At 36.3% G+C, this 24,830-nt stretch carries 20 protein-coding genes, 1 tRNA gene and 1 pseudogene; 13 read left to right on the forward strand and 9 right to left on the reverse strand.

Features of this window, described 5'->3' with window-relative positions; translation table 11 throughout:
• The first annotated feature begins 121 nt into the window (after positions 1-121).
• The 3 genes from DET49_RS01820 (at position 122) to odhB (ending at position 5,416) form a co-directional block, all read left to right on the forward strand.
• A complete protein-coding gene (locus DET49_RS01820) occupies positions 122-1,096 on the forward strand; it encodes a polyprenyl synthetase family protein (RefSeq protein ID WP_133546452.1) in 975 nt (324 codons plus the stop codon).
• Positions 1,097-1,312: 216 nt separating this feature from the next.
• Positions 1,313-4,081, forward strand: coding sequence for a 2-oxoglutarate dehydrogenase E1 component (locus tag DET49_RS01825; RefSeq protein WP_133546453.1), 2,769 nt, complete (start codon positions 1,313-1,315; stop codon positions 4,079-4,081).
• A gap of 60 nt (positions 4,082-4,141) precedes the next feature.
• A complete protein-coding gene (gene odhB / locus DET49_RS01830) occupies positions 4,142-5,416 on the forward strand; it encodes a 2-oxoglutarate dehydrogenase complex dihydrolipoyllysine-residue succinyltransferase (RefSeq protein ID WP_133546454.1) in 1,275 nt (424 codons plus the stop codon).
• A gap of 255 nt (positions 5,417-5,671) precedes the next feature.
• Here the strand turns inward: odhB and DET49_RS01835 are convergent, their stop codons facing one another.
• The gene (locus tag DET49_RS01835; RefSeq protein WP_133546455.1) at positions 5,672-6,109 is read right to left on the reverse strand and encodes a retropepsin-like aspartic protease; all 438 of its coding nucleotides are present in this window, start codon (positions 6,107-6,109) and stop codon (positions 5,672-5,674) included.
• 52 nt (positions 6,110-6,161) lie between these two features.
• Between DET49_RS01835 and DET49_RS01840 the strand changes: the two genes are divergently transcribed.
• From DET49_RS01840 to DET49_RS01880, 9 genes are all read left to right on the forward strand, one after another.
• Positions 6,162-6,929 carry a TatD family hydrolase gene (locus DET49_RS01840; RefSeq protein ID WP_133546456.1) on the forward strand — a complete coding sequence of 256 codons (768 nt, stop codon included), beginning with the start codon at positions 6,162-6,164 and terminating at the stop codon, positions 6,927-6,929.
• A gap of 50 nt (positions 6,930-6,979) precedes the next feature.
• Positions 6,980-8,122: a 1-acyl-sn-glycerol-3-phosphate acyltransferase gene (locus DET49_RS01845; RefSeq protein WP_133546457.1), complete on the forward strand. Its 1,143-nt coding sequence runs from the start codon at positions 6,980-6,982 to the stop codon at positions 8,120-8,122.
• The gene (locus DET49_RS01850) at positions 8,106-9,134 is read left to right on the forward strand and encodes an asparaginase (RefSeq protein WP_133546458.1); all 1,029 of its coding nucleotides are present in this window, start codon (positions 8,106-8,108) and stop codon (positions 9,132-9,134) included. Before DET49_RS01845 ends, DET49_RS01850 begins: the two co-directional genes overlap by 17 nt.
• 72 nt (positions 9,135-9,206) lie before the next feature.
• Positions 9,207-9,294 (forward strand) — tRNA-Ser (locus DET49_RS01855).
• 75 nt (positions 9,295-9,369) lie between these two features.
• The gene (locus DET49_RS01860; RefSeq protein WP_133546459.1) at positions 9,370-10,170 is read left to right on the forward strand and encodes a MotA/TolQ/ExbB proton channel family protein; all 801 of its coding nucleotides are present in this window, start codon (positions 9,370-9,372) and stop codon (positions 10,168-10,170) included.
• A 14-nt stretch (positions 10,171-10,184) separates the two neighbouring features.
• Positions 10,185-10,622, forward strand: a complete 438-nt coding sequence (locus DET49_RS01865) for a hypothetical protein (protein WP_133546460.1) — start codon at positions 10,185-10,187, stop codon at positions 10,620-10,622.
• A 4-nt stretch (positions 10,623-10,626) separates the two neighbouring features.
• On the forward strand, positions 10,627-11,238 hold the full coding sequence (locus DET49_RS01870) for an ExbD/TolR family protein (RefSeq protein ID WP_133546461.1): 612 nt from the start codon (positions 10,627-10,629) through the stop codon (positions 11,236-11,238).
• A gap of 37 nt (positions 11,239-11,275) precedes the next feature.
• A complete protein-coding gene (locus DET49_RS01875) occupies positions 11,276-11,758 on the forward strand; it encodes an ExbD/TolR family protein (RefSeq protein ID WP_133546462.1) in 483 nt (160 codons plus the stop codon).
• 103 nt (positions 11,759-11,861) lie between these two features.
• On the forward strand, positions 11,862-12,587 hold the full coding sequence (locus DET49_RS01880; RefSeq protein WP_133546463.1) for a porin family protein: 726 nt from the start codon (positions 11,862-11,864) through the stop codon (positions 12,585-12,587).
• Positions 12,588-12,735: 148 nt separating this feature from the next.
• Here DET49_RS01880 and DET49_RS01885 read toward each other — a convergent pair whose 3' ends face one another.
• From DET49_RS01885 to pyrH, 8 genes and pseudogenes are all read right to left on the reverse strand, one after another.
• Entirely contained in the window at positions 12,736-13,341 is a 606-nt protein-coding gene (locus DET49_RS01885) for a hypothetical protein (protein WP_133546464.1), read from the reverse strand.
• The gene (rpoN, locus tag DET49_RS01890) at positions 13,341-14,807 is read right to left on the reverse strand and encodes an RNA polymerase factor sigma-54 (RefSeq protein ID WP_133546465.1); all 1,467 of its coding nucleotides are present in this window, start codon (positions 14,805-14,807) and stop codon (positions 13,341-13,343) included. The genes DET49_RS01885 and rpoN overlap by 1 nt, the downstream gene beginning before the upstream one ends.
• A 142-nt stretch (positions 14,808-14,949) precedes the next feature.
• Positions 14,950-15,807 carry an RluA family pseudouridine synthase gene (locus tag DET49_RS01895; RefSeq protein ID WP_133546466.1) on the reverse strand — a complete coding sequence of 286 codons (858 nt, stop codon included), beginning with the start codon at positions 15,805-15,807 and terminating at the stop codon, positions 14,950-14,952.
• A 168-nt stretch (positions 15,808-15,975) separates the two neighbouring features.
• A complete protein-coding gene (gene asnS / locus DET49_RS01900) occupies positions 15,976-17,418 on the reverse strand; it encodes an asparagine--tRNA ligase (RefSeq protein WP_133546467.1) in 1,443 nt (480 codons plus the stop codon).
• Positions 17,419-17,503: 85 nt separating this feature from the next.
• Positions 17,504-19,912: pseudogene (locus DET49_RS01905) on the reverse strand (efflux RND transporter permease subunit).
• A 78-nt stretch (positions 19,913-19,990) separates the two neighbouring features.
• Positions 19,991-22,444, reverse strand: coding sequence for a DUF5686 family protein (locus DET49_RS01910; RefSeq protein ID WP_133546468.1), 2,454 nt, complete (start codon positions 22,442-22,444; stop codon positions 19,991-19,993).
• A gap of 189 nt (positions 22,445-22,633) precedes the next feature.
• Complete coding sequence (frr, locus tag DET49_RS01915; RefSeq protein ID WP_133546469.1) at positions 22,634-23,188, reverse strand: ribosome recycling factor; 555 nt, start codon at positions 23,186-23,188, stop codon at positions 22,634-22,636.
• Positions 23,189-23,218: 30 nt separating this feature from the next.
• Positions 23,219-23,926 carry a UMP kinase gene (pyrH, locus tag DET49_RS01920; protein ID WP_133546470.1) on the reverse strand — a complete coding sequence of 236 codons (708 nt, stop codon included), beginning with the start codon at positions 23,924-23,926 and terminating at the stop codon, positions 23,219-23,221.
• Between the two features lie 217 nt (positions 23,927-24,143).
• Between pyrH and DET49_RS01925 the strand changes: the two genes are divergently transcribed.
• Positions 24,144-24,830 (forward strand): zinc metallopeptidase, encoded by a 687-nt coding sequence (locus DET49_RS01925; protein ID WP_208109604.1) that lies wholly within the window; start codon positions 24,144-24,146, stop codon positions 24,828-24,830.

Here is a 24,830-nt window from a genome sequence, read left to right on the forward strand (position 1 = left end):
CAAAATTACAATTTGGAAACTTATAAAACAACGAAAGTTTCCAAAGTTTTCATTAATTTAACTTGTTCATAGAATTTGAAGTACTTTCAATTATGTATTTTAGCCCGAAAATTTTTTTAATATGATGTCCATTTCTCAATATAGAGAAGCTTTTCAGGATTATTTAGATCTTAAAGTGCAGGTGAAAGAACCTAAAAATCTTTATGAACCTATGCACTATATTCTTAGCCTTGGCGGGAAACGCTTAAGACCTGTTTTAGTGCTTATGGCTACAGAAATTTTTGAAGCTGATTATAAAAAAGCTTTTGATGCAGCTCTCGCGATTGAGATTTTTCATAATTTCTCGCTGGTTCACGATGATATTATGGATGATGCACCTTTGCGTCGGGGACAGGAAACCGTTCACGAACGATGGGATATTAATACCGGAATTCTTTCGGGAGATGCCATGTTGATAAATGCTTATCAGCTATTTGAAAATTATGAAGGAGAGACCTTTAAGGAACTGGCACGATTGTTTACCAAAACGGCGATGCAGGTTTGTGAGGGCCAGCAATATGATATAGATTTTGAAACCCGCGACGATGTAGGTATCGCGGATTATCTAAAAATGATAGAATACAAAACCGCCGTATTGGTAGGTGCTTCCCTGCAAATGGGAGCGATAGTTGCAAATGCTTCTAAGCAAAGCAAAGAAGCGGTTTATGAATTTGGTCGTTTGCTTGGTATCGCATTTCAACTTCAAGATGATTACTTAGATGCCTTTGGAGACCCTGAAACTTTTGGAAAGCAACCCGGAGGGGATATTATTGAAAACAAAAAGACTTTCCTGTATTTAAAATCCTTGGAAACCTCGAGGAAAAGTGAAGCACGCCAATTAGAGCATTTGTACACGATAAATCCTGTAGAAACTACGGGTAAAATTGAAGCCGTAAAGAATTTATTTGAAAATAGTGGTGCTGCAGCCTTAACTCAGCTTGAAATAGAAAAATATACTAACAAAGCTTTTGAAATTCTGGATAAAATTGACATTTCGGAAGAGAAAAAACGACCTCTTAAGGAGTTTGGGGAAATGCTGATGAAGCGTAAAGTTTAATTTGGAACTCTTCTTTATTGAGAAATTCTTAATAATAATACGATTAAACCTTGAATATTTTCAATCAACACATAATTTTAGACATATCCTGGAGTTTTCACTATGTTAAACTTCTTATAATTCATAAGATAAATATATAGTTTGCTGCAGGCTGTTTTTTCTAAAAATTGTATTTTTGCTACGTTTTATACTCAAAAGAAACATTAGTTTCAACTTATGGATAGATTTTCATTTCTTAATGCTGCTCATACGGCATACTTCGCCGAACTTTACGATCAATATCTCCAGTACCCCGATAGTGTAGAGCCCAGTTGGAGGGCTTTTTTTCAAGGTTTTGACTTTGGAATGCAACAAAACGGTGTTTCTACGGAAATAATGGAAGAAGCTCCTGTTAATTTTCAGGAGGGTGAAATACCTGAACACGTTACAAAGGAATTTAAGGTAATTAGGCTTATAGATGGTTATCGAACACGCGGGCACTTATTCACTAAAACAAATCCGGTTAGAGAACGCCGCAAGTACCGGCCCACCTTGGCTATTGAGAATTTTGGTCTAGAAGATAGTGATTTGGATACCAAATTCAACGCTGGCGATATGCTCGGCATTGGACCAAGCAGTCTTCGGGATATCATAAAACATCTTGAAAAGGTTTATTGCGAATCAATTGGAATCGAATATATGTTTATTCGAAAGCCGGAAGAAATTCAATGGATTCAGGATAAACTGAATAAGAATGAAAATCATCCAAATTTTAGTGATGATCAAAAAAAGAAGATCCTGAAAAAATTAAACCAGGCGGTTTCTTTTGAATCATTTTTGCATAGAAAATATGTGGGACAAAAGCGTTTTTCACTAGAAGGTGGTGAAAGTTTAATACCGGCATTAGACGCACTTATTGAAAAAGCTGCAGATTATGGTGTAAAAGATTTCGTTATGGGCATGGCTCACCGAGGACGATTAAACACCCTTACCAACATCTTTGGTAAAAGCGCTAAGGATATTTTTAGTGAGTTTGACGGAAAGGATTATGAGCAGGATATATTTGACGGAGATGTTAAATATCACCTTGGATGGACTTCCTGTCGACAAACCGATAGTGGAAATGAAATAAATATAAATATAGCCCCAAATCCTTCCCATCTGGAAGCGGTAGGATCTGTTGTTGAAGGTATTACAAGAGCCAAACAAGACAGGCATTACCAAGGGGATAATATGAAAGTGCTCCCAATATTAGTGCACGGCGATGCAGCCATTGCCGGACAGGGAGTAGTTTACGAACTCGTGCAAATGGCTCAGCTGGAGGGTTATCAAACCGGTGGGACCATTCACATTGTAGTAAATAACCAAATAGGGTTTACAACCAATTATTTGGATGCGCGATCATCTACGTATTGTACCGATGTCGGAAAAGTAACCCTTTCTCCAGTTTTACATGTTAATGCAGATGATGCTGAGGCAGTTGTGCACGCAATCTTATTTGCTCTGGATTTTAGAATGAAGTTTAAGAGGGATGTTTTTATAGACTTATTAGGCTATAGAAAATATGGACATAATGAAGGGGATGAACCTAAATTTACGCAGCCGAAGTTATATAAGGCAATTGCTAAGCATAAAAATACGATGGATATTTATGCTGAGAAGCTGAAATCTGCCAATATTATTGATGATGATTACCTTGCAAAACTAGAAGAAGAGTATAAGGCTGGTCTGGAAGAAAACCTGGAAGATTCCAGAAAGGAAGAAACTACCAAGATCACTCCATTTATGCAAGATGAGTGGGAAGGTTTCGATAATGTTTTCGAAGATGAGATGATGAAGGAAATAGACACTACCTATAAGATCAAGGATCTTGACAAGGTGGCTAAAGCCATTTCTCAACTTCCGGGAGAGAAGAAATTTATGCGTAAGGTGAAAAAGATCATAGACCTGCGTCATACACAATATTTTGAAGAGAATAAGCTAGATTGGGCTATGGGCGAACATCTTGCTTATGGGTCTTTAATGAAAGAAGGATTTAATATTAGAATTAGCGGCCAGGATAGTGAAAGGGGTACTTTTTCTCACCGTCACGCGATAGTAAAAGTAGAGGATAGTGAAGAAGAAATTATTCTTCATAATAATATAGAAGGCAGAGATGGGGATTTCTTTGTTTATAACTCTCCGCTTTCAGAATATGGTGTGATGGGGTTTGATTATGGGTATGCCATGGCGAGCCCGAAGACCTTAGTTATTTGGGAAGCTCAATTTGGGGATTTTGTTAATGGTGCGCAAATCATGATAGATCAGTATATTTCTGCCGCTGAAGATAAGTGGAAATTACAAAATGGATTGGTGCTTTTCTTACCCCATGGTTATGAAGGGCAGGGTGCAGAACACTCCTCGGCTAGAATGGAACGTTTTCTTCAGCTTTGTGCGAAAGATAATATGTATGTTGCAGATGTGACTACACCAGCAAATATGTTTCATATTTTGCGCAGGCAGATGAAAGCTGGTTTTAGAAAGCCATTGGTGATATTTACACCAAAAAGCTTACTTAGACATTCGAAAGTGATATCAACTAAAGAGGATTTTGCTGAGGGAAGTTTTCAACCTTTAATAGACGATCCAGTAGCGAAAGCTGAAAACGTTAAGTCATTAGTTTTTTGTACAGGTAAATTTTATTATGATTTATTGGAATATAAAGAAGAAAATGAACGTGATGATGTGGCCCTGGTGCGAGTGGAACAATTGTTCCCGTTACCGGTTGATAAAATGAAAAAGATGATTGCGAAATACAAGAATGCAGATGATGTTGTTTGGGCGCAAGAAGAACCGAGGAATATGGGTGCCTACGGGCATATGTTGCTGCATTTTGATGAAGCTAAAAACTTTAGAGTATGCAGTAGAAAATTCTATGGTTCTCCAGCTGCTGGAAGTTCCGTAAGGTTTAAGAAGCGTCACGAAAAAGTAATTGCATGCGTTTTTGATAAAACAGTAGAAAATTAATATTATAAATAACGAATCAAATGTTTTCGCCTGGCGGAAACTTTAAATAAAAAAAAGATCATGGCCTTAGAAATGAAAGTTCCTTCTCCGGGAGAATCTATAACCGAAGTTGAAATAGCCGAATGGTTAGTTGAAGATGGCGATTACGTAGAAAAAGATCAAGCAATAGCTGAAGTAGATAGTGATAAAGCTACATTAGAACTACCGGCAGAAGCAAGCGGAATTATTACGCTTAAAGCGGAAGAGGGTGACGCTGTGGCCGTGGGGCAGGTTGTTTGTCTTATCGATACCGAAGCTGAAAAACCAGGTGGGAGTGGTGATAATAAAGAAACAAAAGACAAAGAAAATTCTAAAGGTGGATCTTCAGATAAAAAAGATGAAGAGGATAAGGACGTGGCTGATACCAAGTCAGAAGAACCTTCCAAATCCTCTACACCTTCCCAAAAACAGGATTCACACGCAAAGGGTAGTCCATCACCTGCGGCTAAAAAAATCCTTGATGAAAAAGGAGTTGATACTAAAGATATAGAGGGTAGTGGGAAAGACGGACGCATCACAAAAGAAGATGCAGTTCAAGCAAAAACTTCTATGGGAAGTCCTGGTAGAGGAAAACGAGGGGAATCAAAGAAGAAAATGTCTATGCTGCGCAGAAAGGTAGCTTCTCGTTTGGTGTCAGTTAAAAATGATACCGCGATGCTTACTACTTTTAACGAAGTAGATATGCAGTCTATCTTTAATTTAAGAAAAAAATATAAAGAAGAATTTAAGGATAAACACGGTGTAAGTTTAGGCTTTATGTCTTTCTTTACTCTTGCTGTTGTAAGGGCGCTTGACCAGTTCCCAGGGGTGAATTCCATGATAGATGGAGATCATCAGGTAAGCTTCGATTATAAGGATATAAGTATTGCTGTTTCCGGACCAAAAGGTCTAATGGTTCCGGTAATTAGAAATGCTGAAAATCTAAGTTTCAGAGGTGTTGAAGATGAGGTAAAACGCCTTGCCGTAAAAGCTCGCGATGGAAAGATTACTGTGGATGAAATGACTGGAGGTACTTTTACTATTACTAATGGAGGTGTGTTCGGTTCTATGCTTTCTACTCCGATTATTAACCCTCCTCAAAGTGCTATTTTAGGCATGCATAATATAGTGGAGCGTCCAGTGGCTATAGATGGCCATGTTGAGATTCGCCCTATTATGTATGTAGCGCTTTCTTACGATCACAGAATTATCGATGGTAAAGAATCTGTTGGTTTTCTAGTGGCAGTTAAAGAAGCTATAGAAAATCCTGAAGAATTACTGATGGATAATGATGTAAAAAGAGCACTTGAACTTTAAACATCTCTTTTTGTAAACCAAAAAATAAAGGCAGCCATTTGGCTGCCTTTATTTTTACCAGTAATAACAAATTAAAACAAACATAAATTGAGTATGTTTAAAAATAAAACGCATACAATAAAAATACCTAAGAGTACGTAGATAAAATTTTCGCGGAATTTATTTTTAGATACACTTGACATGGGCTAACATTAATTTCTTCAAACTTAAATAACATCAGTCCCAGAGTCAAGGGGATATTTCCCCTTTTAAATTTTATTTTAAATAAAGTGATGGGTCTTTATAGTCTATAACTGCTTTCCCTTTTCTTAAGAGATCGGCGCCAATAATACCATGAACTTTTTCGGCCTCGTGATTTATCAGGGCTTCGTTTACATGTCTTAAATCAAAAAGGACGAGGTCTACTTTTTTTTTCTTCCATCCTTTTATTTCAATTTTGTTCTTCTGAGCGATTTGTGTGAGCATATTGGTAGCACCTGCTCCGGCAGCCTTTACATCACTATCTTTGGCAAGAAGTTTAAAGTGCTCTACGGCTTCCAATCCTACGCAGGTACTGGAGGCTCCAGTATCTAAAATAAAACTCCCTTCAATATTATTAATTTTGGCAATCAATTCTAGATGCTGAGTTTTGGTGTACTTTAGTTTTATGCGCTTAAATCCTTTTTCTTTAAGTAATTTTTTTAAAGATGACATTCTTTGTGTTTTTCGCAAAGATAGGTCTTCAAAATAAATTATTTTTGCTTTTATGATTTTAACCGACACACATATACATCTTTATAGTAAAGATTACGAAAAAGACAGAGACAAACTTATTGAAAATGCCTTTGCACAAAATATAGAACGGTTTTTTCTGCCAGCCATAGATTCGGAAACCACCGAGGCGATGTATGAGCTTGAAGCTGATTATCCAGAAAATGTTTTTTTAATGATGGGTTTGCACCCTACACATGTTCAAGAGAATTTTGAAAAAGAATTGAAGCATGTAGAAGAACAGTTTGAAAAAAGAAGATTTTACGCGGTGGGGGAGATTGGAATAGATTTGTATTGGGATAAAAGCACGTTGGAAATTCAACAAGAAGCATTTAGTAGGCAAATTAAACTCGCTAAGAAATATAAATTACCCATTGTAATTCACTGTAGAGATGCTTTTGAGGAGGTGTTTGAAATTTTGGAGAACGAAAAAAGTAAAGATCTCTTCGGTGTTTTTCATTGTTTTACCGGCAGTCTGAAAGATGCTAAAAGAGCGCTTTCTTATAATTTAAAACTAGGTATTGGTGGAGTGATTACCTTTAAAAATGGAAAAATTGATCAATTTCTAAATGAAATTCCATTAAAGGAGGTCGTCTTAGAAACCGATGGACCCTATTTATCTCCATCGCCATTTCGCGGGAAACGTAACGAACCAGAACACCTATTAAAAATAGCAGAAAAGCTTGCTGAAATTTATCAAAAACCATTGGTTGACATAGCTGAAATCACAACTCAAAATTCAAAAGATATTTTTGGGATATAAAGGAGGTTAAAATTAAAATTTGTTCATTTGCCTAGCTAACACAATATTGCGTGAAAAAATTTGAAGACATAAGATTTTATAACGATGATGAGGTGCAACCTGCATTACAGGAGTACATAAGGCACCCAATGGTTAGAGCGCTTTTACAGTTTACATTTCCTGAGAAAACTTCGGAAGAAATTAGTGCTATATTAGGTGAATGTCATTCTATTAGAGATTTTCAAACCAAAGTTATTTATAGTTCCGTGCTAAAAGTAATTGAAAAAAGTACCGAGGGCCTTACTTATAACGGTTTTGATAAATTGGATGACGATCAGGCATATTTTTATATCTCAAATCATCGTGATATTATTCTGGATACTTCGTTGTTGAATACTACGTTGTACGAACAAAATCTTATAATGACTGCTTCAGCCATTGGAGACAATCTGGTACAGAAACCTTTTTTAATGGCTTTATCACGATTAAATAGGAATTTTCTAGTAAAACGTGGAATTAGTCCAAGAGAAATGTTGAAAAGTTCTATGGTGCTTTCGGAATATATTAAAAAGCTCCTTTTAAAGGATGGGCGATCGGTTTGGATGGCACAACGAGAAGGTAGAACCAAAGACGGTAGCGATTATACGCAGCAAGGTGTGCTAAAAATGCTAGCGATGGCCAAGGGTAAAAAGAGTCTGAGCGAATATTTTACAGAACTCAAAATTGTTCCAGTTGCGATATCCTATGAATTTGATCCTACAGACATTTTAAAAATGCCAGAAATTCTTGCTAAAAGAATGAAAGAGGAATATGTAAAATCTGCCAACGAAGATTTTAATTCCATTATGCAAGGTGCAATGGGTAATAAAGGTCGGATTCACATAAATGCAGGTGAAATATTAGGAAAGGAAGTTTTTGAAAAAATTGAAAAGCAGCACAATTCTATTAACGCTCAGTTAAAAGCAGTTGCCGCAAAAATAGATCATCATATTTACAAAAATTATAAATTGTGGCCAGCGAATTATATTGCATTCGATTTACTCAAAAATTCAGAAAACTATGCTGGTAAATATTCAGACAAAGAGAAAAGGCAGTTTGAGCGCCGCCTTAGCCGAAGGGTAGATGTGAAAAACCCCCTGGAGCTAAACAGTTATTTATTAATGTATGCAAATCCTGTAATTAATAAAGAAGCGCTTTATGAAGAAAAGAGCTAAGATCCTACTTATTTATACTGGTGGAACTATTGGAATGATCAAGGATTACGATACGGGAGCCCTTAAAGCTTTTAATTTCGGTGAATTATTACAAAATATCCCTGAACTCAAGATCCTTGAACACGAAATTGACACCCTAAGCTTTGGTGATCCTATAGATTCCTCCAATATGAATGTGGAGTGCTGGGTAAAAATTGCGACCACTATAAATGATAATTTTGAGATCTATGATGGATTTGTAGTGTTGCATGGAAGCGATACCATGTCCTATACAGCCTCTGCCCTAAGTTTTATGTTCGAAAATCTTACAAAGCCTGTAATATTCACTGGGTCTCAGTTGCCTATTGGTGATCTTAGGACGGACGCTAAGGAAAATCTTATTACAAGTATTCAAATTGCCGGGTTGCAGAAAAATGGGAAACCGGTTATTTCTGAAGTTGGACTTTATTTTGAATATAAATTATACAGAGCGAACAGAACCACCAAGATAAATGCAGAACACTTTCAAGCTTTTGCTTCCTTAAATTACCCTCCTTTGGCTGAATCCGGTGTTTATCTTTCCGTGGACCATAAAACATTATGGCGTCCTAACCGAAGACAGAAAACAAAATTGCATACAGGATTTATTAATGAAATAGTTGTATTAAAGATTTTTCCGGGAATTAATGCTAGTACCGTGGAGTATATTCTCGCTAAACCTGGTCTAAAGGGGGTTATTCTTGAAACTTACGGTAGTGGGAATGCGCCCAGCGACGATTGGTTTTTAGATATTTTGAAAAGAAAAATAAGTGAGGGGTTATATGTAGTAAATGTTACCCAATGTATTGGGGGGAGCGTAGTGATGGGTCAATATGAAACCAGTGTTCAGCTTAAAAAAATAGGAGTGGTCTCCGGAAAAGATATCAGTACCGAGGCAGCAGTCGCAAAATTAATGTACCTTTTAGGAAAAGAATTGTCTCCAAAAGTATTTAAAACTATATTTGAAACCTCTCTTCGAGGGGAAATGTCATAAAATTAACGGTAGATGCTTGATGAAGTATATTTTTTTTCGTTATTTGGCGCACCGTTTGGAAAACGTTAAGAAAGAGAGGTGGCCGAGTGGTCGAAGGCGCACGCCTGGAAAGTGTGTATACGCCACAAGCGTATCGAGGGTTCGAATCCCTTCCTCTCTGCAATTATTATATTTTTATTAAAAATTTATTTTTATATCTTTAACCCTTTAACTAATTAAATTAAGACAAACAGTAATGAAAAGATTATTTTCTATTTTGGTAATCGCCGCGGTGATGGTACTTGGAGCCGGAAACCTAAATGCGGCCAATAATGTTAACACATTGCCTGGTACAATTGTAAATTTTGTACAAGATGAAGAGGCTGCAACTGCTGCAGATGATGCAGAAGAAACTCTTGGTTTTCATCAAGAACTTAAAAAGCGTTTTATAGAAGGTGGTCCTGCATTTATGGGGATTGTTCTTTTATGTTTAATTCTTGGGTTGGCTGTGGCCATTGAGAGAATTATCTTTTTAAACTTATCTACTACTAATACTAAGAAATTAGCTAAAAATGTAGAGGATGCTTTAAACAGTGGTGGTATTGAAGCCGCTAAGGAGGTTTGCAGAAATACAAAGGGGCCTGTGGCTTCTATTTATTATCAAGGTCTTGACCGCGCAGATGAAAGTATAGATGCTGCAGAGAAATCTGTTGTGGCTTATGGTGGTGTGCAAATGGGACAGTTAGAGAAAAACGTTTCCTGGTTGTCTTTATTTATTGCTGTAGCTCCTATGCTTGGTTTCATGGGTACTGTAATTGGTATGATTACTGCCTTTGATAGAATTGAAGCCGCAGGTGATATGCAGCCGTCTCTTGTTGCCGGAGGTATTAAAGTGGCACTTCTTACAACCGTATTTGGTTTGATCGTAGCTATTATTCTTCAAATATTTTACAATTATATTATCGCTAAGATTGATAGTATTGTAAACGATATGGAAGATGCATCTATCACTCTGATCGATATGTTGGTAGCCTACAAAAACAAAAAAAGAATCTAAGACCAGATTAAATTATGACTTTACATAAAATATTAAAATATGTATCCATCGTTATAGGCGTTATAGGTCTTATCCTTCTTGGGAGGATCCTTGCCGAAGACGGTGATGCAATAGTGGCCTCGGCCGATTTACAGAACAGTCTGCTTACTCCAATCATGTATTTGTCTTACCTGGTATTGTTGGTTGTTCTTGTTTTAGTCGGAATCTTTGTGATAAAAGGCCTGTTTAAAGGAGATATTAAAACCACTCTTATTGCTATCGGTTCGTTTTTAGCGGTTATTTTGATTGCTTATCTTATAACCGACGGATCTCAAATGACGCTGAAAAATGGAGATATACTTTCTGCTAGTTCGGCGCATTGGATAAGTGCAGGTTTGGTGACTTTCTATATCCTTGCTGGGATTGCAATCTTAGCAATGGTAATATCAGGAGTTAAAAAATTAACTAAATAGAGTTATGGCTAGAAGAGATGCACCAGAAGTTAATGCCGGTTCTATGGCCGATATTGCTTTCTTACTACTAATCTTCTTTCTGGTGACAACTACCATTGAGACGGATAGTGGGATAAGTAGAAAGCTACCCCCATGGCAGCCGGAAGAGGAAGAACCACCGGTAATTAAAGAACGGAACATTTTCCAGGTATTGGTTAATGCAAACAACCAATTGCTTGTTGAAGATGAGGAAATGGAGATCGGAGAACTGAGAGAGGCAGCTGTTAAGTTTCTTGATAATGGAGGAGGAAAAGGGGATGAAGCCTGTGACTTTTGCCAAGGACCAGGAGACCCCAGTTCATCTGTAAATCCACAGAAAGCTATTATTTCTTTGGTAAATAATAGAGGAACGGAGTATGGAACATATATCGCGGTTCAAAATGAACTTGTTGCGGCTTACAACCAGTTAAGAAATAGGGAAGCACAACGTTTGTTCGGAACTACTTTTGATGCGATGGAAACCAGATACAATGACCCACAAACTAGTGAAGGCACCAAGGAGACTTTGAAGGAAAGAATTGAATTAATTCAGGATATGATCCCTCAAAAACTTTCTGAAGCTGAGCCAACGAGTTAATAGCCTTAATATTAAAACTTAAATTTAAGACTCAATTATGTCTAAATTCAAAAAGAAAACAAGTGAAGGGCAACCAGCCATTAGTACAGCATCTTTACCGGATATTGTATTTATGTTACTGTTCTTCTTTATGGTTGTTACCGTTATGCGCCAGAATACATTGATGGTGCAGAATAAGTTACCATTTGCCGATCAGACTGAAAAGCTGGATAAAAAGGATTTGGTAATGTACATCTATGCTGGAAAGCCTAGTCCACGTTACCAGGAAACCTTTGGTTCTGAGGCAAGGATTCAGTTAAATGATAAATTTGCTAGCGTTGACGAAGTTCAACAGTTTATCTTTGCTGAAAGAGAAACTAAACGAGAGGAGTTAATCCCATATCTTACAACTGCTCTTAAAGTGGATGAGGAAACAAATATGGGATTGGTTTCAGACATAAAGCAAGAATTGAGAAAGGCAGAAGCCCTTAAAATTAATTACACCACCAAAGAAGGTGATGCATTGCAAAATGTTGAATAACGACCAATAGGTCATTTTTTCAGAACTGTATAAACATCCTGTCTAAATTTAAATATTTGGCAGGATGTTTTTTTATATTTAGAATTATATACTGCGGTTTAAAATGAGAGACTTAATCACTGGTTTTTTTTTCTTTTTATTTCTTAGCGCTCCTTTAACTGCACAGGTTGATGAAGAGGATAGCTCCTGGAGTATTCCTGATTCAGTGCCATATGTAATAGATAGTTTATACAGAGAGGATCAATTTTATATTGGATTCACTTTTAATCTTATAAGTAAAAAGCCAGAGTTTATTTCTCAATCTGGTTTCTCCGGTGGTATTCATTTAGGTTTTACTCGCGATTTTCCCTTGAATGAGCGCAGAAATATTGCTCTGGGTGCTGGATTAGGATGGTCCTGGAATAGTTATAGTCAAAACCTCTTTATAGGAGAAGATGAAAGTGGAGAAACTATTTTTAGAAGCCTAACCAACGATTTGGACTATAGTACCAATAGGTTTTCTACACAACTTATAGAAGTACCAATTGAATTTCGGTGGCGTACATCTACGGCAGAAACATATAAATTCTGGAGGATCTATGCCGGATTAAAATTTGGTTATATCTATAATTTTAGAAGTAATTTTGTACAGCCTGAAAATCAGGTAATTCAGACTGATGTTCCTGAACTTGACCCTTTCCGTTACGGAGCCACTTTCACATTTGGCTATAATACCTTTAATTTTCATATTTACTATAGCCTTAATTCGCTTTTTCCTGAGGCAAAAATAAATGGTGAGATTATAGATATTTCCGTTTTTAGAGTAGGACTTATGTTTTATATCTTATAAAACCTAGTTCAAAACCCACAAATGCTTAGTTTGGGATATATGATCACTTTAACGGGATTATAATTACAAACAACCGATGACTAAAAAATATAGAATAGAATTACTCAAGGGCTTAGACACATTTCTAGAAAACGAAATAGGTAGCCGTTTACATCCAAAAGTATAGAACCAGAACCTGAGGTACTACCCCGCATACCAAACCAATAAAAAGATCGGAATAAGTATGTGCCCTATAGTACATTCTCGAAGAAGCTGACAAGCCAAGGGCGAGTATTAAAAAGCTTACGGTATAGGTTAGGTTAATTTTGAAATTTAAACTTATTCCAAGTAAAAAAACTATAAGCCCACTCATAGCCATCGTATGAAGGCTTGCTTTAATGTGATAAAACACCAGTAAAAAGACCAGTAAGGTTGAAAAAAGAATTCCAACAAAATAATAATAAAGTGCGGCGTAGTTATAGTAATCTAATATCTGGTTTAAAACCATGGTTATTAATATCGCAAAAAAGGCTAAAGGCCATTTGCGTTCCGTTACATTCTCTAGAAATATTGATTGAACCTTCCCGAGATTTTTCAAAAGAAAATAAAATACAATTGGAATAAACACGGTAAGAATAGTAATAGCAAGAAGTTTGGCCTTTATCAATTCAACAGGAAAGTAGCGTGGTGCAAGCAGAAAATAAAATGAACTGCCAGCGAGCGGAATCCAAATAGGATGAAAAAGAAATGAAGCGCTTTTTAAAAGGAATTTCATTAAATTTCTTTTCGTAATCTGGCTACCGAAATATCTAACTGCTCTCTGTACTTGGCTACGGTACGCCTTGCTATAGGATAACCTTTGTCCTTTAAAACCTTAGCTAATTTTTCGTCGGTAAGAGGTTTTCGCTTGTCTTCTTCCTCAATTGACATTTCTAGTATTTTCTTGATCTCTCGGGTGGAGACATCTTCACCCTGATCGTTTTTCATAGATTCGGAGAAGAATTCCTTTATAAGTTTAGTGCCATATGGAGTGTCAACATATTTACTATTGGCTACTCTGGAAACCGTAGAAACATCCATTTCTATCTCATCGGCAATATCCTTTAGAATCATAGGCCGTAGGTTTCGCTCATCACCGGTAAGGAAATATTCCTTTTGATAATTCATAATTGAACTCATCGTCACCATTAAAGTCTGCTGGCGTTGTTTTATAGCTTCAATAAACCATTTTGCTGCATCGAGTTTTTGTTTTATAAACATCACTGCATCTTTCTGCGCCTTAGTCTTTTCCTTAGATTCTTTATAACCTTTCAGCATATCGCTGTAATCTCTTGAAACGTGCATATGGGGAGCATTTCTTCCATTTAGGCTGAGTTCTAGATCTCCATCCGCTATTTTAATTGTAAAATCGGGAATGACGTGTTCTACCATCCTTGTATTACCAGAATAGGAACCTCCGGGTTTTGGATTTAGATGTTCAATCACATCTATGGCTTCTCGAAGTTCATCCTCAGAAATATCGTGTCGAGATAGAATTTTGTTATAATGCTTTTTACTGAACTGGTCAAAAGATCGTTCTAAAATGTCTTCAGCCATTTCCACCGCTTTTGTGGGCTCTCTGCGTTTCAATTGAATTAGAAGACATTCCTGGAGAGATCTTGCGCCTACGCCTGCCGGATCGAGTTCCTGAACCTTTTTAAGGACTTTTTCAACTGCTTTTTCATCAGTGTAAATATTCTGGGTAAAAGCAAGGTCATCAACAACATCTTGTAATTCCCTTCTTAAATATCCACTTTCGTCTACGCTACCTACTAAAAAGGCAGCAATCTGTTCCTCAGTTTCATCAAACCTAAGTGTACTTAATTGGGTAGTTAAATATTGGGTGAAAGAAGTTCCAGAAGCATAAGGAACGCTCTTCTCATCATCATCCGGACTGTAGTTATTAGCTTGAAGCCGGTAGTTTGGAACCTCGTCATCACTCAAATATTCATCTACATCAATTTCAGCTTCTATAGATTCTGTTCCTTCATCTTCCCGGTCCCTGTCATTATAATCGTCTTCATATTCCTCAAATTCATCCTTAGTTTCCACCTTGCCATCTTCCAAAGCCGGATTTTCTTCCAACTCTTGTTTTATACGCTGTTCAAAGGCCTGGGTAGGAAGTTGTATAAGCTTCATCAGCTGAATTTGCTGAGGGGAAAGCTTTTGCGATAATTTGAGATTTAATTGCTGCTTAAGCATAAATTTATTTTACTTTTTAATATTTCACTAAGTGAAATTTAATTTATTTCGACATGAGGTTGAAATATATCGTTTACTACAAAAATAAGCAAAACAGAGCTACACAGCCTTTGGCATAGTAAATGATTGTGGTAAAATTTTGTTAAGTATTCTGAATATACTTAAATTTATTAGGAAGCGGGAGTTCAAATATCATATTTTTTTTGGTTATGGGGTGTTTAAATTCCAAGCCGGTAGCCGCTAAAAATAAACCTTCTTTTTTTTTGATTTCTGAAGTTTGCCCGTAAAGTTTATCTCCTAGAATTGGATTGCCATTTCCTGCTAAATGAATTCTTATTTGATGAGTTCTTCCCGTTTTTGGAAAAGCTTTAATCAGGGTGAAGTTTTTACTTCTAAGCTGAAACTGTTCTAAAACTTCAATTTTAGTTTCAGCCTCCTTATTATCAATTGGATCATTTAAAATAAATGAATTCAAAAGGCTTCCAAAAACCAATGTATGATAACTTTTTTGAATATTTTTTTCTTCAAAAAGCCTGTTTAAATCTACCTGGACCAATTTGGTCTTGGCAATAATCAATAGGCCTGAAGTAGGGTTGTCTAATCGGTGAACAGGCAGGGGAGTTGGTAATGCATCTATTGCAGTGGTTTTCTTCAAATTAAAAGGAAGGGCATTTTCTAAAGTTTTAAAGTAATTGCCACTCGTTGGTATTCCTGCCGGTTTATGCACCACTGCAAGGAAATCATCCTCAAAAAGGATTTCCAATTTTAAATTAAATACTTTTTTGACAGGGTTTTCAGCTTCAAGTAATTCCAGTTTTTGACCTTGTTTAATCCAATCTGAAGTTTCTGCAGGTTTTCCATCTAAAAGAATTAGTTTCTTTTTTAAAGCTTTTTTAAGTGAACTTTTAGTTGGAATAGATGGGAAGATAGAAAATGCATATTCCTGTAACCTTATCTTATCAGGAACAGCGGGAACAATATGAGTTTCTTTAATTTTCAATAACTATAGTCTTTTTAAAATTTAAGGTTTTGATAGAAAGGATAATAACCATATTCACCAAGTGGTTAATTTTTAGCATTTTGCTTCTAACCACCCCCTTAATTTTGAAAATTAATTAAAAACCTCACAGTGTTTAAGAACTATGAGGTTTGATCATATCTACGGCTATTAAAACTCAGCGTTTCCCGGAAATCTCGGGAAAGGAATTACATCCCTAATATTTCCCATTCCGGTTACAAATTGAACTAACCTTTCAAAACCAAGTCCGAAGCCACTATGGACACAGGTTCCAAATTTGCGGGTATCTAGGTACCACCATAACTCTTTCTCGTCTATATTTAATTCCTTCATTTTACTTTGAAGAACCTCTAAACGCTCTTCTCTTTGGGAGCCGCCAACAATTTCTCCAATGCCCGGGAAAAGTATATCCATGGCCCTTACAGTCTTTCCATCCTCATTAAGGCGCATATAAAAAGCCTTGATATTCGCCGGGTAATCGAATAAAATCACCGGACATTTAAAATGTTTTTCCACTAAATAACGTTCATGTTCACTCTGTAAATCAGCACCCCATTCTTCAATTATGTAGTTGAATTTCTTTTTTTTATTTGGTTTGCAATTTTTAAGAATTTCAATTGCTTCAGTATAACTTACCCTTTTAAAATTGTTGTCTATGACAAAGTGAAGCTTCTCCATTAGTCCCAATCCGCTTCTTTCAGCTTTTGGTTTTGCTTCTTCTTCAGTCTTAAATCGTTTGTCCAGGAAGTCGAGATCATCCTTGCAATGCTCTAAAATATATTTAAGCACGTGTTTTATAAAATCTTCCGCTAAGTCCATATTCCCATCCAAATCACAGAAAGCCACTTCGGGTTCTATCATCCAGAATTCTGCTAAATGACGGGAAGTATTGGAATTTTCAGCCCTAAAAGTAGGTCCAAATGTATATACCTGCCCCAGACCCAAAGCATAGGTTTCAGCCTCTAATTGACCGGAAACCGTCAAATTTGTTTCTTTACCGAAGAAATCTTCATGAAAATTGATACTCCCATCTCCATCCCTTGGCGGATTTGCCATATCCAAAGCGCTAACTTTAAACATTTCACCCGCACCTTCTGCATCACTTCCTGTAATAATGGGTGTATTTACGTAATGAAAGTTATTTTGCTGAAAATAACTATGTACGGCAAAAGACAGTTTAGAACGCACGCGCATAATGGCTCCAAAGGTATTGGTGCGTACTCTTAAATGAGCCTGTTCTCTTAATTTCTCAAGACTATGCCGTTTTGGAGAAAGAATCGTAAGTTTTACCTCCTCTGGATTCGCATCACCAAGGATATTGAATTCTTTTACTTCAATTTCGACTCGTTGTTGATTTCCCTGGCTTTCAACCAAAGTTCCTTTTACTGAAATTGCAGCGCCAACAGTTATGCGCTTTAACTCATCCTGATCAAAATTTTCAAAATCTATTACACATTGCAGGTTGTTAATGGTGGAACCATCGTTCAAGGCAATAAACCGATTGCTCCTAAAGGAACGTACCCAACCGTTCACCTCAAATTCCTGTAAAAATTGATTGCTGTCCAATATTTCAGCAATTTTTGCTCGTATCATTTATGGTAGATTTAGAAAAAACAAATATAATTTTTCCGGTTCAGCTTGCCAAGCAAGCCTGTTTTTATTAATTATTTTCTCAAATTTAAGCTTCTTCTTTTTCAATTTCATCCTCGTCTTCCTCTGTATCAATAATTTTCATTGCAGGCTCTTTTAAAACTTCTTTGTTAGCAATATTTTTTTCTAAGGAAAGTAACAAAGAGGGGAGTAATAGCAGGTTGGCCAGCATTGCAAAAAGTAAAGTTGCCGAGACAAGGCCTCCAAGGGCTACTGTTCCACCAAAACTACTAATCATAAATACCGAAAATCCAAAGAATAGAACGATGGAAGTATAGAACATACTAACTCCGGTCTCGCGTAAAGCCGCGTAAACCGAACGCTTTATTTTCCAATTGTTAGCTTTAAGTTCCTGTCTATATTTTGCCAGAAAGTGAATGGTATCGTCAACAGAAATCCCAAAAGCTATACTAAAAACCAAAATTGTAGAAGGTTTTATAGGTACTCCTAAAAAGCCCATTAAACCTGCGGTTACCAGTAAAGGCAGTAAGTTTGGGACCAGGGAAACCAATATCATCCTAAATGATCTGAACATCCAAGCCATAAATAATGCGATAAGTAAAATGGCTAGTGAAAGGGATATAAGTAAATTCTTTATTAAATAATTGGTTCCTTTTTGAAAAATTAGCGCCTTTCCGGTTAGAGATACATTGTAACGTTCTTCGGGGAAAATTTTATTTATTTTTGGGAGCAGATTTTTTTCAAGCTCCTGCATCTTATCGGTTCCGATATCTTTCATATAGGTAGTCATCCGGGCATATCTGCCTGTACTGTCCACATAAGATGCGAGAAGATTTTCGCCTGAAGAGAAACCTTTTGTATACGGCATTATAAAGTTTTGTTCCTGTGAAGTTGGTAACTGAAAGTATTCGGCTTCTCCATTATAAAAAGCCTATTTTGAGTATTTTACCAGTCTCGTTATTGAAATTGGTTGCGAAAATTCAGGAATTTCAGCCAGATAGTCTTCTAGTTCCTCCATTCGCTTTAACGTAGCCAATTGTAAGACACCGTTTTTCCTTTTTGTATCGATTAGAATTTCTAAAGGCATTACGCCGTCAAATTCCTCTTCAAAGAATTTAATATCTTTGAAAAATTGAGCCTCTTTTGGCATATCTTCTAATAAACTCCCAGAAGTTTTTATAGTGTAAATGCCAGTTATACTCACCACAAGCAATACAATTGAAATAATATAAATACTGATACGACGATGTCTAACCATTTGTTCCATCCAGCCTACAAAACCCCCTATCCATCGCTTATTGAGATGTTTTAGATGTTTGCGGCGAGGCATATTCATATAGCTGTAGATAATAGGAATTATCAGCAGGCTGAGAATAAAGATGGCAACAATATTAATGGAAGCTACAATTCCAAATTCTTTTAATAGTGTACTATCGGTAAGAATAAAAGTTGCAAAGCCTGAAGCCGTCGTTATATTGGTCATTAAAGTGGCATTTCCCACTTTTGTTATTACCCTTTGCAGGGATTTTGCCTGATTTCCATGTTTTTGAATTTCCTGCTGGTATTTATTAATTAGGAAAATGCAATTGGGAATTCCTATTACAATAATTAAAGGCGGAATCAATGCGGTAAGTACCGTGATCTCATAGTGCAATAAACCAATGACCCCAAAAGCCCACATCACGCCTATACAAACCGTGATCATTGAAATGATTGTTGCCCGAATAGATCTAAAAAAGAAGAAAAAAATGAGAGAAGTTACGGCAAGAGCTGCAAGTATAAAAAGCTCAATTTCATCTATTATATTTTGAGCATTCAGGGTTCTTATGTAAGGCATTCCCGATACTTTTATATCGATGCCGGTCTTTTTTTCAAAGTTATAGATAAGTGGCTGCAGTTCATCTATGACGAAGGTTTTTCGTTGCTTTGAATTTACGATGTCCTTATTTAAGTAAATCGCAGATTGCACCGTATTGGAATGAGCACTGTAAACCAGATTCTTGTAAAATGGCAGCTGGTTATAGAGTTGGTTTTGATACTCCTGAAGTTCTTTTCTCGTAGGGTTTTCTTCAGTGATAAAAGGAACCATCTCAAAACGTTTGGGATCTTCAAACTTTTTTAACTTCTGAAGATTACTTACTGAAATAACATATTCTACCGCAGGGTATGATTCTAAGGTTTTAGTGAGTTTTTTCCAAGCTTTAAAATTTTCGGGTTTAAAGAGCGCAGAATCTTTTACACCTAAAAGTATGAGGTTTCCTTCTTCTCCAAATTTATCCAGAAATTTATTATATGCGATATTTTCCTGATGATCGTCTGGTAAAAGATTAGCTTCAGTATAAGAAAAACGCATATTTTTCCATTGTGTAGAGAAAAACACCGTAGTAGCGATAATAATTAAAAGGATAATAATCCTGTTGCGCAGAATTAATCGCGCAACCGAGTTCCAGAATCCGAAACTAAAAATCTTGGCCATGGGAAGTTTTTAAGCGAGCGCAAAGGTATAAAAAGGATGCCTATTTATCGGGTTTTAAGCCATTAAACTACCCTACTATTAAATATCTAAATGAAAAGTGAACTTAAAAGCGAAATTTTCACTGAAAGTAGGTAGGCTGTAAGGTCCGTAGCGGTAGGCTACCCCCAGGCCAAATCCTACAAGTATTTTTTGCAATTCCATTCCGATCTCATGATAACCTTCTTTTAAACTCTTAAATGGAATACTATGTCGCCCAGGATTGCTAATGTCGCCAATGGCGTGTCGGGAAATAAAAACAAGCTCAGGCTGAACTAACCTGTGAATATTCATAGGTCTTAATTGATGTTTAATATGTAACATCGCCTGTTTGTTACTAAAGAATTCGTTGTAATACATCGTTTCGAAACTGCGCCTTCCTGTAACTGAAAATCTATTTAAAATTCCTTCCTTAGCCGAACTGTTAGGTAAGGAATGATATAAATGTGTTAGTGGAACTTCTCCCGTGGCATAGTTTCCCTCCAGAATAATTTCAGTGCGAGATTGGTTAAGTCTTTTAATTTCATGTTCTACCAATAAACCAAACTTGGTATAATCAAAATCACTTTTAAATATTCCTGAAATTCCCTTGGAGATTTGTCCTGTGAATTTGGGATAACCTTTCTTTATTAGCTCGGTCGAATTTGGTGTTTTTAAAAAGGTGGCAAATGGTCTCCATAAAAATGAAAATGTAGCTTCAGAAAGTTCGTATTCAGAAAATTCTTTACCGTTAAGAAAAAATGTATAATCCTTGGTTTGGGAAATATCGCTTTTAGAAAACTGAATTTCGGTCTTGAAATTCGAGCCAAATCTATGAGTAATACCAGTGCTTATTGTACGATGCTCATAAAAGAAATTAATGTTAACAAAACGCGGTTCTACAATAGAAAAATCGTTTATCCCTCTTAAATATTCGAAGCTTCCAGTTTCTACAATATCACGGGTGTAATTGATTTTAAGGTCGGTTTCCGTTACTTTATTAAGATGTACTGCGGTGCCAAGGTTATATTTAAACATTTCGTCTTTAGTTCCATAAACCAAGTAACCATTTAAACTAAATTTCTCTGAAACCTGATCGTTTGTTTTTCCCCCAAACCCTAGGCGTATGCCCTCATAATTATTAAATTTAAAAAATTTACCCAAGGCAAAGTCCCAAAATCCAACTGGGTAATAACCTGTAGATATAGAATTTTGAAGTGCTAATTTTTCTTCTATATTTTTTTCTTTTATAAGTATTTTTGCACGATGGCGGCTGAGTTTGTTTTGCAGGCTTAATTTTTCAGTTCTGTTTTTGAGCCAAAAGCTTTCATCGTATCGATTGGCTTCTGGTTTTACTATAATTTCAGCCGAAGTTTCCAATCTTTCCTGTGAGTTCAACTGAATATCATAATTTGTACTGCTAGCATTTAAATACAGATCTGGATCGTTTTTCCCAGGTTTAAGAATATTGTTTAAAATAGATGCTTTCCTCTGAAGTGTTCCTGTTGTTATGACACCTCCAAAAATTGAAATGGCCTGAACACCATTTCCAGGACTTATTGTTGTTTTTTGAGTTTTTGGGAACCATAGATTTTCTACGGGGAAATATTTATATTTCTGGTTTATTTCCAGTTTAATTGTTCCTAAAAGTTGAGCTTTTGCCTGTTGAATTGCAAAAGTTGCAGTATCTAAATAAAGAACACCTTCAAGTCCTGCAACCGCTTGTTGCCTCTTTGGTTTGAAATAAATTACATAAGCTGGACGCGAAGACTCCGTAGTATCTAAAATTTTGAAGGTATAATTTTTAAATGCTGATTGCCGTAGGGGTCCTATATAATCCGTTTCGAAAATGCGGAAATCCTTATCGTACATTGAAAATGGATTAACTGAAAGGGCAAGAATTTCATAAACCGGTTTCTCGAATCCAGCGGTAGTTAAAGCTTGAACTTCCTCTCTTAAACCATCATCTTGCCTAAAATAAAACCTGGATATTTTTTCTGAAAAATAAGTAGCGGCTGAGTTAATAACTGTAGCTATTTCAAAATTAGTGCTATCGGTTTGCATTTTGAGCACATCAGAATGGTTGTCGATAATAAACTTGCTGTAATTTTTAAAATTGAAGCTTTTCAGTTTTTCCTTGGGATCGTTCTGAGCCTTGTGTGCAATTGCTTTCTTAATTATTGCATTCGCTTTATTGTCTAAGGAGGAAATATTTACGGGATTAAGGCCCTCAATTTTCGGCTTTAATTTAACCCTCACGAACTCTACGTTTTTTGAAACTTTAAAAGTCTGCGTTTCGAAACCTACATATGAAATTTTTAATTTGGTTTCTTCTTCGGGCAGAATAAGGGAGAAACTACCATCTATTTTACTTAAGGTTTCTTGATTGTTATATTCAATTTTAGCAAAGGCTAGGGGATCGCCTGTTTGGTCATTTACAATCCTTCCCTGAAGCTGTTGCTGAGACAATGCTGTGCAGGAAAAAAGCAGAAAAATAAGCAATAACAGGTGACGCATAGGTTTTTCTGGATTGTAAAGAAAACTGAACAGGCCGTTTGAAAAGTTTTAGAAACGTCATCCTGCCTGTCTGTAAGGATGAAACTTGTTAGAAATAGACACCTCTTAAGGGGTTAAAACAAGTTTGGTCTGACGAAATCAAAAACTTTCACACAGCCTGTAATTTACTATTAAGAAACTGACTTTTTATTATATAGTCATAATTTCTTTTTCCTTGTTTTCCAGGATCGAGTCAATACGTGTAATATGCGCATCTGTTAATTCTTGTACCTCATTTTCAGCATCTCTCAGCAAATCTTCAGAAATATCCAGTTTCTTTAATTCATTGTTAGCTACTTTCCTTTCGTTTCTTACTCCAATTTTGGCGTCTTCAGCTTCCGCTTTAGCCTGCTTAGAAAGTTGTTTTCGACGCTCCTCGGTTAGTGGTGGCACGTTTATAATAACATTTTCACCATTATTCATAGGATTAAAACCAAGATTGGCCATCATAATTCCTTTTTCAATATCAGAAATTAGTTTCTTCTCAAACGGCTGAATTGAAATAGTTCGCGCATCTGGAGTATTCACATTAGCAACTTGTTGAAGAGGAGTTTGAGCTCCGTAATATTCTACCATTACACTACCAAGCATTGCCGGGTTGGCTTTACCTGCACGAATATTTTGTAATTGCTTCTTAAGATGATCAATTGCTTTGTCCATACCTTCCTTAGCACTGTCTATAATAAATTCAATTTCGTCTTCCATTTTTAAAATATTAGTTGATCGTAAAAAATTTTATAAATTAACTTTTGTACCAATTCTTTCGCCGGTTACCACTTTCAAAAGATTCCCAGGGGTATTCATGTCAAAAACAATAATTGGCAATTCGTTTTCCTGACTTAAAGTAAAAGCTGTAGTATCCATTACTTTAAGACCTTTCCTAATCACATCGTCAAATGATATGAAATCGAATTTTGTTGCTTTTTTGTCTTTTTCTGGGTCGGCATTGTAAATTCCGTCGACACGTGTTCCTTTTAAAATTACATCGGCGTGAATTTCAATAGCTCTTAAAACGGCAGCAGAATCTGTAGTGAAATAAGGGTTTCCTGTTCCCCCTCCGAAAATGACTACTCTTCCTTTTTCTAAATGACGCATGGCCTTTCTCCTAATAAAAGGTTCGGCTACTTCATTAATCTTTATGGCTGATTGTAACCTGGTTTGAATACCGGCATCTTCTAAAGCACTTTGTAGCGCCAAACCGTTTATTACAGTAGCAAGCATTCCCATGTGGTCACCTTGCACACGATCCATTCCTTTACTGGCTCCGGCAACACCTCTAAAAATGTTTCCACCTCCTATAACTATAGCTACTTCTATTCCTTTATCTGTTACTTGTTTAATCTCATCGGCATATTCTGCCAATCGCTCTGGATCTATGCCATATTGACGCTGTCCCATCAACGCTTCTCCTGATAATTTTAATAGTATTCTTTTGTATTGCATAGCCTTTTTGTAGTGATTGGTGCAAATATAGGTAATATCTTAAATTGAAAAATAACATATTCACAATCAATCTTCCGCTAATTACTTAATTTTTTATTGAAGCCTAAGTTTGTTTTCAGTTAAAATTGGGTAATTTTTTTTGGAAAGTCAGTCTTGGATTTAGAATTCAAATGGCGAGGTTTTTGCTATATTTGAATTACTAAAAATCGAAAAAATCATGTTAGGATATTATATAATTGCAGGCCTCATATTTATTGTGAGTTTGTATGTAAGCAATAAACTGAAGAGTAAGTTTAAAAAATATTCCAAAGTTCATTTACAAAATGGAATGAGCGGAAAAGAACTCGCCGAAAAAATGTTGCGGGACAATAATATTACTGATGTAAAGGTGATTTCCACTCCTGGTAGGTTAACCGACCATTATAATCCGCAAAAAAGGACGATAAACCTTTCAGAAGGTGTTTACAGTCAAAGAAACGCAGCAGCGGCAGCGGTAGCAACTCACGAAACCGGTCACGCAATTCAACATGCGAACGCCTATAGCTGGTTAACTATGAGGAGCCAGTTAGTGCCAGTAGTAAGCGTAGCTTCAAGATTTTCACAGTGGGTTATTTTCGGCGGATTGATTCTTATGGCTACTACAGCTATTGGAAGCACCGTATTGCTTATAGGAATCATCTTATTCGCAATGGGAACTTTATTCAGTTTTATAACTTTACCTGTAGAATATGATGCGAGTAAAAGGGCTCTGGCCTGGCTAGAAACGGAAAATATGGTTTCAGGTGAGGAACATAAAGCTGCTGAAGATTCTTTAAAATGGGCTGCAAGAACCTACGTTGTGGCTGCAGTCGGTTCATTAGCCACCTTGCTTTACTTCCTGAGTATTTATATGGGGAGGGAATAA

It is taken from the genome of Salegentibacter sp. 24, from assembly GCF_004362395.1.
In the GTDB taxonomy this organism is placed as follows: domain Bacteria; phylum Bacteroidota; class Bacteroidia; order Flavobacteriales; family Flavobacteriaceae; genus Salegentibacter.